The 13,164-nt window shown below is 37.7% G+C and carries 16 protein-coding genes; 8 read left to right on the forward strand and 8 right to left on the reverse strand.

Going from position 1 to position 13,164, the window contains the following annotated elements; translation table 11 throughout:
• Positions 1 to 72 precede the first annotated feature (72 nt).
• From BG04_RS27260 to BG04_RS27285, 5 genes are all read right to left on the reverse strand, one after another.
• On the reverse strand, positions 73 to 534 hold the full coding sequence (locus BG04_RS27260; RefSeq protein WP_034650791.1) for a hypothetical protein: 462 nt from the start codon (positions 532 to 534) through the stop codon (positions 73 to 75).
• A gap of 432 nt (positions 535 to 966) precedes the next feature.
• Positions 967 to 1,854, reverse strand: coding sequence for a sulfite exporter TauE/SafE family protein (locus BG04_RS27265; RefSeq protein WP_034650788.1), 888 nt, complete (start codon positions 1,852 to 1,854; stop codon positions 967 to 969).
• A 249-nt stretch (positions 1,855 to 2,103) separates the two neighbouring features.
• Positions 2,104 to 3,198, reverse strand: coding sequence for an oxidoreductase (locus BG04_RS27270; RefSeq protein WP_034650785.1), 1,095 nt, complete (start codon positions 3,196 to 3,198; stop codon positions 2,104 to 2,106).
• Positions 3,199 to 3,288: 90 nt separating this feature from the next.
• On the reverse strand, positions 3,289 to 3,843 hold the full coding sequence (gene lepB / locus BG04_RS27275; RefSeq protein WP_013057720.1) for a signal peptidase I: 555 nt from the start codon (positions 3,841 to 3,843) through the stop codon (positions 3,289 to 3,291).
• A gap of 496 nt (positions 3,844 to 4,339) precedes the next feature.
• Positions 4,340 to 5,407: an undecaprenyldiphospho-muramoylpentapeptide beta-N-acetylglucosaminyltransferase gene (locus tag BG04_RS27285; protein WP_016764730.1), complete on the reverse strand. Its 1,068-nt coding sequence runs from the start codon at positions 5,405 to 5,407 to the stop codon at positions 4,340 to 4,342.
• Between the two features lie 177 nt (positions 5,408 to 5,584).
• Here BG04_RS27285 and BG04_RS27290 point away from each other — a divergent pair, with 177 nt between their 5' ends.
• Complete coding sequence (locus tag BG04_RS27290; protein ID WP_016764731.1) at positions 5,585 to 5,920, forward strand: CHY zinc finger protein; 336 nt, start codon at positions 5,585 to 5,587, stop codon at positions 5,918 to 5,920.
• A gap of 19 nt (positions 5,921 to 5,939) precedes the next feature.
• Here the strand turns inward: BG04_RS27290 and BG04_RS27295 are convergent, their stop codons facing one another.
• Positions 5,940 to 6,254: an ArsR/SmtB family transcription factor gene (locus tag BG04_RS27295; RefSeq protein ID WP_013083811.1), complete on the reverse strand. Its 315-nt coding sequence runs from the start codon at positions 6,252 to 6,254 to the stop codon at positions 5,940 to 5,942.
• A gap of 204 nt (positions 6,255 to 6,458) precedes the next feature.
• Here BG04_RS27295 and BG04_RS27300 point away from each other — a divergent pair, with 204 nt between their 5' ends.
• From BG04_RS27300 to BG04_RS27315, 4 genes are all read left to right on the forward strand, one after another.
• A complete protein-coding gene (locus BG04_RS27300; protein ID WP_016764732.1) occupies positions 6,459 to 6,743 on the forward strand; it encodes a putative quinol monooxygenase in 285 nt (94 codons plus the stop codon).
• Between the two features lie 29 nt (positions 6,744 to 6,772).
• Positions 6,773 to 7,510 (forward strand): oxygen-insensitive NADPH nitroreductase, encoded by a 738-nt coding sequence (gene nfsA, locus BG04_RS27305; RefSeq protein WP_016764733.1) that lies wholly within the window; start codon positions 6,773 to 6,775, stop codon positions 7,508 to 7,510.
• 92 nt (positions 7,511 to 7,602) lie between these two features.
• A complete protein-coding gene (locus tag BG04_RS27310) occupies positions 7,603 to 8,040 on the forward strand; it encodes a hypothetical protein (protein ID WP_034650781.1) in 438 nt (145 codons plus the stop codon).
• A gap of 115 nt (positions 8,041 to 8,155) precedes the next feature.
• Complete coding sequence (locus BG04_RS27315) at positions 8,156 to 8,836, forward strand: DUF4397 domain-containing protein (protein ID WP_013083814.1); 681 nt, start codon at positions 8,156 to 8,158, stop codon at positions 8,834 to 8,836.
• A gap of 36 nt (positions 8,837 to 8,872) precedes the next feature.
• On the opposite strand, the gene BG04_RS27320 is transcribed toward BG04_RS27315, so the two are convergent.
• Complete coding sequence (locus BG04_RS27320; protein ID WP_013083815.1) at positions 8,873 to 9,406, reverse strand: GrpB family protein; 534 nt, start codon at positions 9,404 to 9,406, stop codon at positions 8,873 to 8,875.
• Between the two features lie 559 nt (positions 9,407 to 9,965).
• On the opposite strand from BG04_RS27320, the gene BG04_RS27325 reads away from it, so the two are divergent.
• Complete coding sequence (locus BG04_RS27325; protein ID WP_230586535.1) at positions 9,966 to 11,396, forward strand: N-acetylmuramoyl-L-alanine amidase family protein; 1,431 nt, start codon at positions 9,966 to 9,968, stop codon at positions 11,394 to 11,396.
• A 117-nt stretch (positions 11,397 to 11,513) separates the two neighbouring features.
• Here the strand turns inward: BG04_RS27325 and rpsN are convergent, their stop codons facing one another.
• Positions 11,514 to 11,783 (reverse strand): 30S ribosomal protein S14, encoded by a 270-nt coding sequence (rpsN, locus tag BG04_RS27330; protein ID WP_013083817.1) that lies wholly within the window; start codon positions 11,781 to 11,783, stop codon positions 11,514 to 11,516.
• Between the two features lie 412 nt (positions 11,784 to 12,195).
• Between rpsN and BG04_RS27335 the strand changes: the two genes are divergently transcribed.
• Positions 12,196 to 12,471 carry an AbrB/MazE/SpoVT family DNA-binding domain-containing protein gene (locus BG04_RS27335; RefSeq protein ID WP_013057736.1) on the forward strand — a complete coding sequence of 92 codons (276 nt, stop codon included), beginning with the start codon at positions 12,196 to 12,198 and terminating at the stop codon, positions 12,469 to 12,471.
• A 120-nt stretch (positions 12,472 to 12,591) separates the two neighbouring features.
• The gene (locus BG04_RS27340) at positions 12,592 to 13,053 is read left to right on the forward strand and encodes a DinB family protein (protein ID WP_034650778.1); all 462 of its coding nucleotides are present in this window, start codon (positions 12,592 to 12,594) and stop codon (positions 13,051 to 13,053) included.
• The last annotated feature ends 111 nt before the right edge of the window (positions 13,054 to 13,164 follow it).

Genomic DNA, 13,164 nt, shown 5'->3' on the forward strand with positions numbered 1-13,164 from the left:
AATACGCACAGATTTTCAAAAAGTTTCAATTTTTCTCATATTAAAAGGCTTAGCTTTAAATAAGCTAAACCTTTATTTTTTTATCACATCTGTCACAACTTCATAACCGCCTGTGTATGGGTCGAATACATATTCAAGCATGCCGTTTCCACGATTGACTTTAAATAGATAACGGTATTTTTTAGGGCTGTCTTTTGCTGGATATACGTATTTTCCTTTTTGGAACTGACTTAGCAAGAGCTGTTCTCTTTGCGCAAGCATTTTTTTTGCTTCATTATAACCATACAGCGGGAGATTTTTGGCATAGAGAACCGGTACGAATACAAGCACAACGACTGAAATCGTAATAAGCCCTTGTTTGAACCACCGTATAAATCTCTTTGGATTTCGCGAAAGTAACATCGTGATGACAATTACTATTAACAAAGGAACAATATATACTTGAACATACGGAATGTTTGCAAATACAGGTCGATTAATCAATAAGACAATTACTTCGATAGCTGCTACTAATACTAAAATAAAATAGACCACTTACTCTTCACACCTCGACGATTCAATGAATTTTATATGTGTTAGAAAGTATTCCCACTCATGAATGAACTCGTCTATTGTATCATAAGACGCAAAAAAAATATCTACGCTTCTCTATTTTACGGAATTCAGATAATAAAAGAGATTGAGACATTACGAAATCACCCCAATCTAAAGACGAACAAATGGGATAATGCGCTAGTATGGCCCCTTGTTACACCGCTGTTGATTTCCGTGCAAGCCTTCGCTTTCCGCAGGCGGCCGCTAAGCCTCCTCGTCGCTTGCGCTCCAATCAACAGCTAGAAACCACTACATACATGAAACTCCCTTCACCCTAACCATAAAAAAATCTGAACGCATTTGATTCTCCATCAAGAATTAAACACGTTCAGATCTCCCTTTAACTAAGCTACTTTTATTCCATCCTCTTTATTACGAAACTTCTACGTTTCGATTTTGATTATATTTTTTCCCTTGTAACAGTGAGTAAATGATCGCTGCTGCCCACACAATAAGTATGAATGCATATACAGCTATCTGAGTTGAGCTGCTGGATATCCATGTATTTAAGAGTGTTCGAGCATTTGTTAAAATGATAAACCCACCAACAAGTGAACCAAGCAAGTGAGCCGGGATAATACGAACAAACCATGCAGCAATCGGAGCCGCGATAATTCCGCCAATCATAAGGGCGCCTACCCAGAACCAGTTTACTTGCTCCCAGCCAAGAGAAATTAAAAAGCCAAGTGTAGCCGAGACGGCAATAGCAAATTCACTTGTATCCACGGTTCCAACGACTTTCCGTGCTGTTGTGCCTTTTTTAGCTAGCAATACAGGCGTTGCTATCGGCCCCCAGCCTCCTCCTCCTGTAGCATCAGCAAATCCAGCAATTAACCCTAAAGGAATGGACTGCTTCGTCGATAAAGGTTTGGTGCTCTTTTCTTCGTTTGTTTTAAACGTAAATAAAAAACGAAATAACACATAAACTCCTAGAAGCAATAAGAATGTTGAAACGTAAGGCCTTACTGCATCTCCAGGTAAATTACTTAGAAAGCAGGCTCCTACAAAAGCTCCGATGGAGCCCGGGATAATCAGTTTTAACACCATCGATTTATCTACGTTTCCAAATTTAATATGCGAAACACCCGAAGCTGCCGTTGTTACAACTTCTGCTAAGTGAACAGATGCGGAAGCCACAGCTGGTGCAATTCCAAACGTTAAAAGCAGCGTAGTTGATGTCACCCCGTATGCCATTCCAAGTGATCCATCAATTAACTGAGCTAAAAAGCCAATAAGTGCAAACGTAATTAACTTTTTCATGTTGTCCCTCCACTTTCATCTTCTGTTAGAAAGCACAAAAAGGCCTCCAACAGTTGTTTGCTAGAAGCCTTCGGTATGTCCGATCAGCTGTCCGTTTTATGAATAAGTTGTTTATATTGTAATCCTAACTATTCCTAGAAGTCAACTGTGTTTTTAGTTTTTCTTTTAGTCTATGTATGCTGCTTGGTTATAGTATCAGTAAAATAAAATTCTTCTTGTTAAGTCAACAACATAAAAACGACCGCTCACTTAATAAGGGCGGTCATTTTTATGCATGTCTTGCCAGTGAGCTAGTACTTCAGGTGGCAAACTCATATCTTTGTCTAATGACGTCACATCCATAGAAGCGGGCTCATCGCTATTTATCACTTTTTCTACCCAATCTGGCTGCACAACTAATGCTTGTTCAATCGTAATTAAAGCCAGCCCTTTCTCAAAAGCTTCTGCTACTTCTGTTGCCGTAAGTCCTCCTGTACCCACAAGAGGGACCCGGTGATTGACGTGCTTAATAATCGAAGAAACCAGTGAACGATTTTCTTCACTACTTAAGGTAGGTTCATGCAAAGCACTGATATGTAAATAGTCAATTTCTGTATGAACAAGACGATCAATCCACTCAAATGTATCTTCTACTTTATTTCCTAAATAGCCTTTTTCTTTGGGCGCTAATGTATATCCCACAATAAATGGTTTGCCCGCATGTGCTGCTCGACGCGTCACTTCACGAATAACTTCAAGTGCAAAAGTGAAGCGGTTTTCTGCGCTTCCACCATAAGAATCGCTCCGTTCATTTGCTTGCCTTGACATAAACTGCTGCAGTAAACATTCATTTCCTCCGTCAATTTCTACTCCATCAAACCCGGCTTCCATAGCTCTGGTGGTAGCTTCGCCAAACGCTTGAACCATATAAGTTATATCGCGCTCGGTCATTTGAACAGGCTTTTTCCCTTTACGTTTATGAGGCTTTTCACTTGGGCTAATGGCTTGCCATTTATTTTTCATTTCTACGCACTTTCTTCCCCCGTGTGATAGTTGAAGAATCGCTTTAGCTCCTCTTCTATGAATCATTTGGGTTAGTTGATGAAGCTTTCGTATGACATGATCACGATGAATGCCGATTTGACCATGTGCTACTTGGCCATTTTCTGTGATAAACGCGGGGCCGACAATTACCGTACTTACGCCCCCTACTCGTTTTTCGTAAAAAGTCAGATCGATATCAGATATTTCTCCGTTTTCCCGTGAAGCGTATGTGAGGATAGGTCCCATTGCTAATCGGTTTTTCATCTCAAGAGCATCAACAAATTTAAAATGCTTAAATAATTTTTCATAGGCTGTCTTCAATTAAATCACCCCTTTTTTCCTTAGCTTGCCCATCTAGAAGCCGAGTAGACATAGGCACAAAAAAAGAAATACCTTCGCCGGCATTTCTTTTTACGTTGTTTTTCTTATTTTTTTAATGGGGTAAAATACAAATTCGCTTTTTCCGACAATCCGTTTTTCATCAATGAGGCCTAGACCGTTGCGGCTATCCATACTGTACAGACGGTTATCACCCATTACAAATACTTCGTTTTTAGGTATTTGAACGGGTTCAAAATCTCCTGTAAGCTCCATATCCATGTTATTGGCAATTTGACGATTCGTTTTTAAATAAGGTTCACTTACTTTTTTATCATCAATATAAAGCTGATCTTTTTTCATTTCGATTTTTTCACCTGGCAGACCGATTACTCTTTTTACATAATGCTTATTCTTAGCCTCATCTTTAATAATCACAATATCTCCGCGGCGAATATCATGGAGCGAATACGACAGTTTATTCACAAACAAACGCTCTCCGTTATGCAGCGTTGGGTTCATTGAAGCGCCTTCTACAATATACGGAGAAAATAAAAATGCGCGAATCATAAATACTAGAGCGATAGCGAAGATAATAGTTTTGAATATGCTGCGTAATTGATCGCTTTTTGTTTTTTCCGTAGTCAATATACTTTGTCTCCTTTGTACAGCTCACTTTTCTTATGTGAAAAAGCAAGAAACCTCTTACTTTAACACTTATTCTAACTTAACCATAGAAAGAACTGAAATCAAATGTTTTATGTTATGTAAAAAAAGAACCTCTAACAAATGTTAGAGGCTTACATTACGCAAGTTTCGTCTTTACATCTCTTATTATAACATTAATTATATAAAAAGAGACTACCTTTTATGTAAAAATTATGTTTTTTACGCAAACTTAACTAAATCTTCACATTTAAAGGCGTTTCTCCATGTATAAAAAGTTGAGAGATACAATACTCTATAATCTCTCTTCGCCGCACGAGTCCAATAAAAATATTTTGATCATCTACAACTGGTACAAAATTTTGTTCAGACGCACGTGACAAAATACTTTCCATTTCATCATGAATTATTTTACGGCCTGCTTCCTCCTCCTCTTTCAGAAAAAAGCGTTCTTATCTCCTCGATAAGAACGCTTTTTTTAGTTCATTTTCTCAATTTCATTTACAAGAATTGAAATGGCATCCGTTTTTGTTGCTTCACGCATTGTACGCTTCATCGTACTTGCCTGCTGCTGAAGCTCATTTACTTCACGCAAAAACACTTCTTTTGTTAACTGTTCTTCTTCCACAACCATACAGTAGCCTTTTTTCTTAAAGGACTGTGCATTTAAAATTTGATCTCCCCGGCTTTGTGCTTTTGACAAAGGAATAATCATCATCGGTTTATGAAGGGCTAAAAACTCAAAGATAGCATTTGATCCGCCGCGTGTAATCACATAATCAGTGGCCGCTAGAACATCTGGAAGCTGTTCATTTACATATTCTAACTGACGGTAGCCCGACTCTTTTTCAAGGCTTGTATCAACATTGCCTTTTCCGCACAGGTGTACAATTTGAAATTTCTTTTGCAGTTCAGGCAAGGACTCTCGAACAATTTCATTGATGCGACGTGCTCCTAAACTTCCGCCCATAATGGTTAAAATTGGGCGCTTATCATAAAAGCGAAGCCAGCTTTCCCCGTTCGCTGCGCTTCCGCTAAATAATTCTTTTCGAATAGGTGAACCAACAACCTGCACTTTTTCTTTTGGAAAATAGTTTGCCGCTTCATCAAAAGAAGTGAAAATTTTAGTGGCAAATTTCTGCGCAATTTTATTTGCCAGTCCCGGTGTTAAATCACTTTCATGAATGAACACGGGAATGTTTAGCGATTTAGCAGCCATTACAACAGGAACTGTGACAAAACCGCCTTTTGAAAACACAAGAGAAGGCTTTAACTTTTTCAGCACGCGACGTGCATCGCCAACTCCTTTTGCTACTCGAAATACATCTTTTACATTTTCCATATCTACGTATCGACGCAGCTTCCCGCTTGAAATCGCATGATATGGAACGTTTAATTTTGTAATTAATTCTTTCTCAATACCATTGTGAGAACCGACATAATGGATATCCCATTTTTCACTGTCTAATTCTTTCATAATGGCAATGTTTGGTGTTACGTGTCCAGCTGTTCCGCCTCCGGTAAAAACGATAACTTGCTTACTCATTTTTTCTTCCTCTCTTTACTTCACTTAATCGATCTGTTTTGACATCAATTTTTATCTGATCTTTTTAGCATGCAATCTGACATGTAAAACGATGGTTTTATTATAGCATTTTTCTTTTTACATATGTATGATAAGGCGTATAAAAGCATGCTATACTTTTCATAGGGAGTGATGATAATGAACAAATCTGCACCTATAGTAAAAGGTGATACGGTGGATTCCGAAACGCGCTGTACGCACTATCATACGGATAAAGATATTATTGCAATAAAATTTTATTGCTGTAATACATATTATCCATGCTATCAATGTCATAATGGATATGCTGATCATGATATTAAAAAGTGGCCAAAAGCTATGTTTAATGAAAAAGCTATTCTTTGCGGAGTATGTAAACATGAGCTATCAATTCATGAATATTTAACCTGTAACTCGACTTGCCCTCACTGTCGTTCTTCTTTTAATCCTGGATGCAGCCTGCATGGACACATTTATTTTGAACAAAAAAGCTGAACAAAACATTGTTCAGCTTTTAAAATAACTGCTCATCTATATTTATAATGGAAGGAAGCAGACCTGGGAACAATTCCTCAAGTTCTTCTAAACGCAAGGAATAATAGTGCTGCGTACCTTCTATACGTAGTTTGATAATTCCAGCTTCGCGAAGTACTTTAATATGATGTGATAGCGTTGATTTTGATACATTTAATTTTTGATAATACGAACAGGTCTGCTCCTTTCTTGTCGCTAAACACTGTACAATTCGCAGCCGGTTAGGATCACTCAACGCGTGTAAAATAGGCGTTAATTTAATTTCAGATTTCGGTGGTTGATAAGGTTTTCTCATGCTTAAAATATAACACAGCTTCTTTTGTGTATCAATGTTCGATAACTTTCGAACTAAATTCCTTGCACTGTTATTTAATCGGTGTTATAGTTTCATTGTTCGATGATATTCGAACTTATCTTCATTTTAATCATAAATTGAATGAAAGATTAAAAACAAAACAAATAATATAAAGCACCATCATTATTAAAGGAGGAATCACCCATGATTCATTTACAAGCTTCAATGAAAGTTAACCCAGCAAAAAGAGAAGAATTTTTAGAAAACGTAAAAGAACTAATTAAGCATTCTTTACAAGAAGAAGGAAACAGCAACTATCAACTATTTGAAGATGCTTTTACACCTAACACATTTATGATGATTGAAGAGTGGAAAAGCGAAGAAGCAATTCAAGCACACAATAAATCAGCTCACTTCCAAAGTTTTGTAGCATTTGCTCAAACTGGCGTACTTGTAGCACCTTTAGATGTAAAAACATTACAAGGTTAATCATAACTTCTTTGAAAGGATGACGCATCATGAATGAAGCAATTCGTACAATTCAAGATCATCGTTCTATCCGTCAGTATACAGACGAAGCAGTAAGTGACGAGCATTTAGATACGATTATTCAATCTGCTCAGTCAGCCGCTTCTTCTATTAATGGACAGCAAGTGACTATTATTAGCGTCCAAGATAAAGAAAAGAAGAAAAAACTTTCAGAGCTTGCCGGCAACCAAGCGTGGATCGACCAAGCTCCTCTATTTTTAATCTTTTGTGCAGATTTTAATCGTGCTAAGATTGCAGCTGAACTTAACGATGCCCCCCTTGGCGTAACCGATGGGCTTGAATCAATTTTAGTCGGGGCAACTGATGCTGGAATTTCTTTAGAAGCCGCAACAGTTGCAGCAGAATCACTCGGTTTAGGTACAGTCCCAATCGGAGGAATTCGCAGAAAACCACTAGAAGTCATTGAACTGCTCGATTTACCGGAATACGTATTCCCAGTAAGTGGTCTTGTGGTTGGACATCCGGCAGATCATTCTGCGAAAAAGCCTCGATTGCCACAAGCTGCTGTGCACCATCGTGAAAGCTATAATCACGACTTAAAGTCATTGATTCAAGACTATGATGCTGAAATGGCAGAGTATATGAAAAAGAGAACAAACGGTGCTGATGACCGCAACTGGTCACAAACTGTATCAGCTATTTATAAAACCATTTATTATCCAGAAGTTCGAGCGATGCTTGAAAAACAAGGATTTAAATTCGAATAACCAAAAGCTGCGATGAACATCGCAGCTTTTTTATCTACTTTAACAGCGTGCTGAATAGACTAAAAGTAATACTCAATAAATGAGGTGTTGATATGGAGTTTATTTTAATTTGTAATTTTCTTTTAAGCGCAACCGCAGCGTTTTTATTGGTGCCGGCTTTTACAAAAAAGCACACTCTTCACGTGACTTTACTTTCTCTCCTTTTCCTCCTTTCAATTGTTCCGACTTTTCTTCTCGCTAATCCACATATCGGCGTTTTACCTTGGGCTATTCGAGACGGTCTTCTATTGTTCGCTGCTTTCCTTTTCTTTTGTTTAACCTTCACTTCAAACAAATGGAAAACGCTTTTGTTTTTTCTTCTATTTTTACTGTCGATTGCTCCTCTTTCCTACGTCGTATATGATAACTTCACCCATACGTATATAGATGCCAATATTGGGCTTGGCCTAGGCTTTTTACTGACATGGCTCTTAACAGCTCTGTACAATATTTTGGCTATTCTTCGATTTTTTCGTCAGAAATCTCAGTAAACACATCAAAAGTTAACAAACAAACGAATAGTTGATTTTATTTAGTATACGCTAACAACTGCACAGTCCTTCTCTTTACATAAAGCTGTGTATACTAAAAAAGGAGTGATACTTGATGAAACGACTATTCGTAATGGTAGCAGTGATTGCCTTCTTGGCACTTAGCCGCATGTTAGTATTTGCCGCTGAAACACCTCCTGCTGCAGATGAGCGAACAGCTCAAAATGCAGAAGTTCGCATCGTTCATGCTTCACCGGATGCTCCGGCTGTAGACATTTTTGTGGATGACAAAGCTTTAGTAGAAGGAGCAAAGTTTAAAGATGTCGCCAACTCTTTGCCTTTGGCAGCCGGTTCTCATAAAGTAGAAGTATACGAAGCGAAGACAAAAGGAACAAAAGATTCCATCATCGAAGCTACCCTTGTTGTAGACGGTGGAAAATCGTATACAGTGGCCGCTGTAAATAAAGCAGAAAACCTTGAACTACAGGCTTTCACGAATAATAAGCAAGGAATGGATGGAAAAGCAAGCTTACGTGTTGCTCATTTATCTCCTGATGCTCCTGCGGTAAACGTAGGTCCTAAAGGTGCTGCTCCTTTATTTAAAGATCTGTCTTTTAAAAGCATTTCAGGTTATCAAGTAGTAAATCCGGGTTCGTATGATCTATCTGTTTCCACGGCAGATGGAAAAGAAATACTAAATCTTCCTGGAACAAATCTTCAAAGTGGTAAAAACTATACGGTTCTCGCAGTAAATACTGCTGACAAGCTTGAGACCATTGTTTTACAAGATAATTAATTAAAAAAAACGTCATTTCAATTGAAATGACGTTTTTTATAGACTGCGCTGAATGAATTCCTCTTTTTTGTACTCATAGGTAGAAATATCGTTCCACAGTCGTTTTGAAAGCTCGTATTTCATACCTTCATATTTTTTTCTAGCACGTTCGTTCGAGCGTAACTGCTCCCTGAAATTAATTCGTTCGTTCCAGTAAGGTGATTCACTGACCGTTACGTACACATGACTTCTTCTCGCATCATGTGGAATGAGCTTACGGGCATTTTTAGCTGTCATAATTGGAGGGTAGTGTGCAGCTGGAACGCCTTCTTTTAATAAGACAAACATCTCTTTTTCCGCTACATATACGTGAGATTTATTTTTTAATATAGCGCGCACTTCATTTATATCTTCTTCGCGTTTGACTCCGATTAAAATATCAACGATTGGTGAACCAGCCAATCCTGGAACGGACGTGCTTCCAATATGTTCGATGTCTACTGAAAAATCTTTTAGTGTATTAAGCAACGCTTCTTTTTCCATTTGATACAAAAGCGACCACTTTGTTTCATACTGAACAATCTTTCGCATATCAGTTTCCACCCTTTCACTTTTTTATACTGTACCATGTTTCAAAATAAAAAGAAAGAATTTTCTAACTATTCACTTTTAGTTTATGCTACGAGCTTTACACCCGTCTAGACAGGCTTTGTATTATTTTATATATTTTTGTTATTTTTATTCTAAATGTTTCATAATTGTGGATGTTTCCTCCTCCAAAAGATAGATAAGCTTTTATTTTCTATCTCTCCTCTATCATATTCACACTCAGCTGTTTTATACTATTTTACGTTCTTACTAGTAGAAGACATATCCTCAAAATGTAGATGAACAAAGGATTAAAGGTCTTTAATATCGCTAAATTCCACCTTTAATATAATTATATTTTACATTAATGTAAAATTTGTCCTTAAGGATGGCAGCTAGTTCAAATTCATTATACAATTGAATTTCGACATATAGTATGATGGATAATATCGGTATTATGAGATAATAGTAGATTTAACTCAAAATTTTGGACTATTTGCCGATATATGATTTGTATACCAATAACCTTATGTTGAAATTTGTAATTTGCAAGGAGGAAAAAATGAATAAAAAACATGTCATGTACACAGCCGTTTCTTCTGTTCTTTTAAGCTCTTCATTGCTTTTGCATTCAATTGATGCAGATGCAGCTGAATCGGCCAAAGTAACTGCTACATCGTTAAATGTACGTGCAACGCCTAGTACAAGCGGTGCTATCGTTGGAAAAATAACGAAGGGAAACACCGTTGATATAGTAGATGAAAGCAAAGGATGGGCTAAAATTACCTATAACGGTAAAGAAGCTTGGATTTCATCTCAATACATAAATAAAACGCAAATAAACAGTACGTCTACCGCAAATTCGACATCGAAGTCAGCGGTCGTTAATGCGAGCTCATTAAACGTTCGCTCTTCTGCAAGCACAAGCGCATCCATCGTGACAAACTTACCGCGAAATGCAAAAGTAACGGTGGTAAAAGAAAGCGGGTCTTGGTCCCAGATTAAAACGGCAAGCGGTCAAACGGGCTGGGTGGCAAGTCAGTACCTACAAGCAAGCTCCGGTTCTTCTGCGCCAGATAACGATTCTGGCTCTACAACATCGAAGTCAGCGGTCGTTAATGCCAGCTCATTAAACGTTCGTTCTTCTGCGAGCACAAGCGCGTCCATTGTGACGAACTTACCGCGCAATTCGAAAGTAACGGTGGTAAAAGAAAGCGGATCCTGGTCCCAGATTAAAACAGCAAGCGGCAAAACAGGCTGGGTAGCAAGTCAGTACTTACAAACAGGTTCTGGACAGTCTTCACAAACAGCCCAGTCGATTCAAATTACAAAAGCTTCAAATTTACGCACTCAGCCGAGCTTAAGTGCTGGAATTATCCGTGTAGCAAAAGCAGGTGAAAGATTCAAAAAAGTAAACGAAACGAATGACTGGGTGCAAATTCAGTATTCTGCCAGTCAAACAGCATGGGTATCAAAAGGGTTAACAGCTGCGGCTGATTCTACAACTTCAGCTAGTTTGCCTTCCTCATCTGCTGCTTTAAAAGATAAAATTATTGTAGTAGACGCTGGGCACGGCGGATATGATCCTGGCACGTCAGGCAAGTCATCGATTGAGAAAAATTTAGCGTTAACAACAGCAAAACTTGTGGCAAGCCGCTTAGCTAATGCTGGAGCAAATGTATTTATGACGCGTTCAAACGATACTTTTATTTCACTGAGCGGACGGGTGAATGTTAGTGAAGCAAAGCATGCAGATGCATTTATCAGCATTCACTATAACGCGTCTACTTCATCTTCTGCAAACGGCATCGCATCATTTTATTACAGTGAATCTAAAGATAAAGAATTAGCAAAATACATTCAAGAAAGCATGGCTGAAAACGCGCCTTCTATGAAGGATATGGGGGTTCGTTTTGGAGATTATTATGTTACTCGAGAAAATAACCAGCGGGCTGTACTTCTTGAATTAGGCTTTTTCAAATGCTCACGATGAGCAAATTGTTTCTTCTAACGCGTATCAGCAGCAAATATCTACAGGTATTTACCAAGGGATCGCTCGATATTTTGCAGCTAATAAATAATAAAAGCCCTCATAATGAGGGCTTTTATACTACCAGCTTGCTTTTTTGACTCCTGGAATTTGTCCTTTGTAGGCCAATTCCCTAAACGCGATGCGTGACATTTCAAATTTTCTAAGATAGCCTCGCGGACGACCGGTAACGCGGCAGCGATTATTTAAGCGCGTTGGTGAAGAATCTCTAGGCAATTTTTTTAACGCTTCGTAATCTCCTTTTTCCTTCAGCTCTTGGCGTAATTGCGCATACTTCGCTACCATCTCTTGACGTTTTTGTTCTTTTACCACTTTTGATTTTTTAGCCAAACTCTTTGTCATCCTTTCGTTTTAATAATTTTTATTTGAAATACGTAATCATTACGATTTAATTATTTTGAGCAAGTCACTTTTTAAATTTAATCATATTTTCTTCATTTTTTCAACTTGTTTGCTTTCACGCTTACATGTACTCTACCTCCATGCTGCTGTATAAACATAAAAAAAATTGTATGTCAAATGTAATTAATTCCTGCATCTCCTATATCATACAAAGAGCCCTACATATTCCATATTGTAGGAGGATTTGTATTTACAGATAATATTTCAATAATATTACAGTTCATTTACATATTAATAACTTCGACAAATTTAGCGGTTATCTAGTATATAATCATCTTAGAAATTCCAAAAATAATATTTTGCGCACTCAATAAAATATAAAAGTAAAGGTGATTAAAAAATGAAATCGACTGGTATTGTAAGAAAAGTAGATGATTTAGGTCGTATCGTAATTCCTAAAGAGTTAAGACGTGTTCTTGAAATAGATGTAAAAGATCCTGTTGAAATTTTTGTCGAAACAGATCGAATTATTTTAAAGAAATATGAGCCGAACGGTGCTTGTGCGATTACTGGCGAAGTATCTTCTGACAACGTAACAATCGCAGATGGCAAATTAACTTTAAGCCGCGAAGGTATGGAGTTATTACTTGAAGAATTAAAACAACGTAATTTCTAATAAAAAGAAAAGCAGCTGCTCACATGCAGCTGTTTTTCTTTTTGTTAAAGTTTTTTCTTCGCTTTCTGATCTCCAGATGCTATACTCAGGAGCGAATACATAATAAAGGAGCCTTTCATCATGACAGTTGAACAAATTACTCATCACTTTTTAGCACATCGAAATGTAACTAATGAATTAATCAACAAAATTGAGGCAGGTCACTATGAATACAAGCCTGCCCCGACATCTATGTCCGCTTTTGACTTATCTACGCATATTTTAACATCCTTTTATGCATTTGCATCAGTGGTAAAATCCGGTGATTTATCGCCACTTGGTCAAAAAGCTGATTTTAGGGGTAAGTCATTATCGGACCTTGCAGCTGAATATACCCAAAAAACAGTAGACGTATTACGTTCACTTAGCGAAGATGATTTAAACAAAACAATTGACGCCACTGCAGCGTTTGGAAGAAAGCTTCCTGGAAGTCAACTTTTACAAATGGCCATTGACCATGAAATTCATCATAAAGGAAATTTATACGTCTACGTACGTGAGATGGGTCATACGGATCTTCCTCTATTTGTTCAGTTTGGTTAAGTTAATGGTTATAAAATAGTTCGTGCTTGTAAGCGCCCAAGCTAGAAGTTTGGTGCGCTTTTTCTTTGCGGTTTTCGGCATAATAAGTAAGATATATGGTATAATTCTATC

The organism is Priestia megaterium NBRC 15308 = ATCC 14581, assembly GCF_000832985.1.
In the GTDB taxonomy this organism is placed as follows: Bacteria; Bacillota; Bacilli; order Bacillales; family Bacillaceae_H; genus Priestia; species Priestia megaterium.

Coding starts and splice junctions, on each gene's coding strand:
- BG04_RS27285 (WP_016764730.1), bottom strand. CDS start 5,407: ATGAGTAAGCAAGTTATCGTTTTTACCGGAGGCGGAACAGCTGGACAC.
- BG04_RS27340 (WP_034650778.1), top strand. CDS start 12,592: ATGACAGTTGAACAAATTACTCATCACTTTTTAGCACATCGAAATGTA.
- BG04_RS27310 (WP_034650781.1), top strand. CDS start 7,603: ATGGAGTTTATTTTAATTTGTAATTTTCTTTTAAGCGCAACCGCAGCG.
- BG04_RS27290 (WP_016764731.1), top strand. CDS start 5,585: ATGAACAAATCTGCACCTATAGTAAAAGGTGATACGGTGGATTCCGAA.
- BG04_RS27325 (WP_230586535.1), top strand. CDS start 9,966: ATGAATAAAAAACATGTCATGTACACAGCCGTTTCTTCTGTTCTTTTA.
- BG04_RS27320 (WP_013083815.1), bottom strand. CDS start 9,406: ATGCGAAAGATTGTTCAGTATGAAACAAAGTGGTCGCTTTTGTATCAA.
- nfsA (WP_016764733.1), top strand. CDS start 6,773: ATGAATGAAGCAATTCGTACAATTCAAGATCATCGTTCTATCCGTCAG.
- BG04_RS27300 (WP_016764732.1), top strand. CDS start 6,459: ATGATTCATTTACAAGCTTCAATGAAAGTTAACCCAGCAAAAAGAGAA.
- BG04_RS27295 (WP_013083811.1), bottom strand. CDS start 6,254: ATGAGAAAACCTTATCAACCACCGAAATCTGAAATTAAATTAACGCCT.
- BG04_RS27335 (WP_013057736.1), top strand. CDS start 12,196: ATGAAATCGACTGGTATTGTAAGAAAAGTAGATGATTTAGGTCGTATC.
- BG04_RS27315 (WP_013083814.1), top strand. CDS start 8,156: ATGAAACGACTATTCGTAATGGTAGCAGTGATTGCCTTCTTGGCACTT.
- BG04_RS27265 (WP_034650788.1), bottom strand. CDS start 1,854: ATGAAAAAGTTAATTACGTTTGCACTTATTGGCTTTTTAGCTCAGTTA.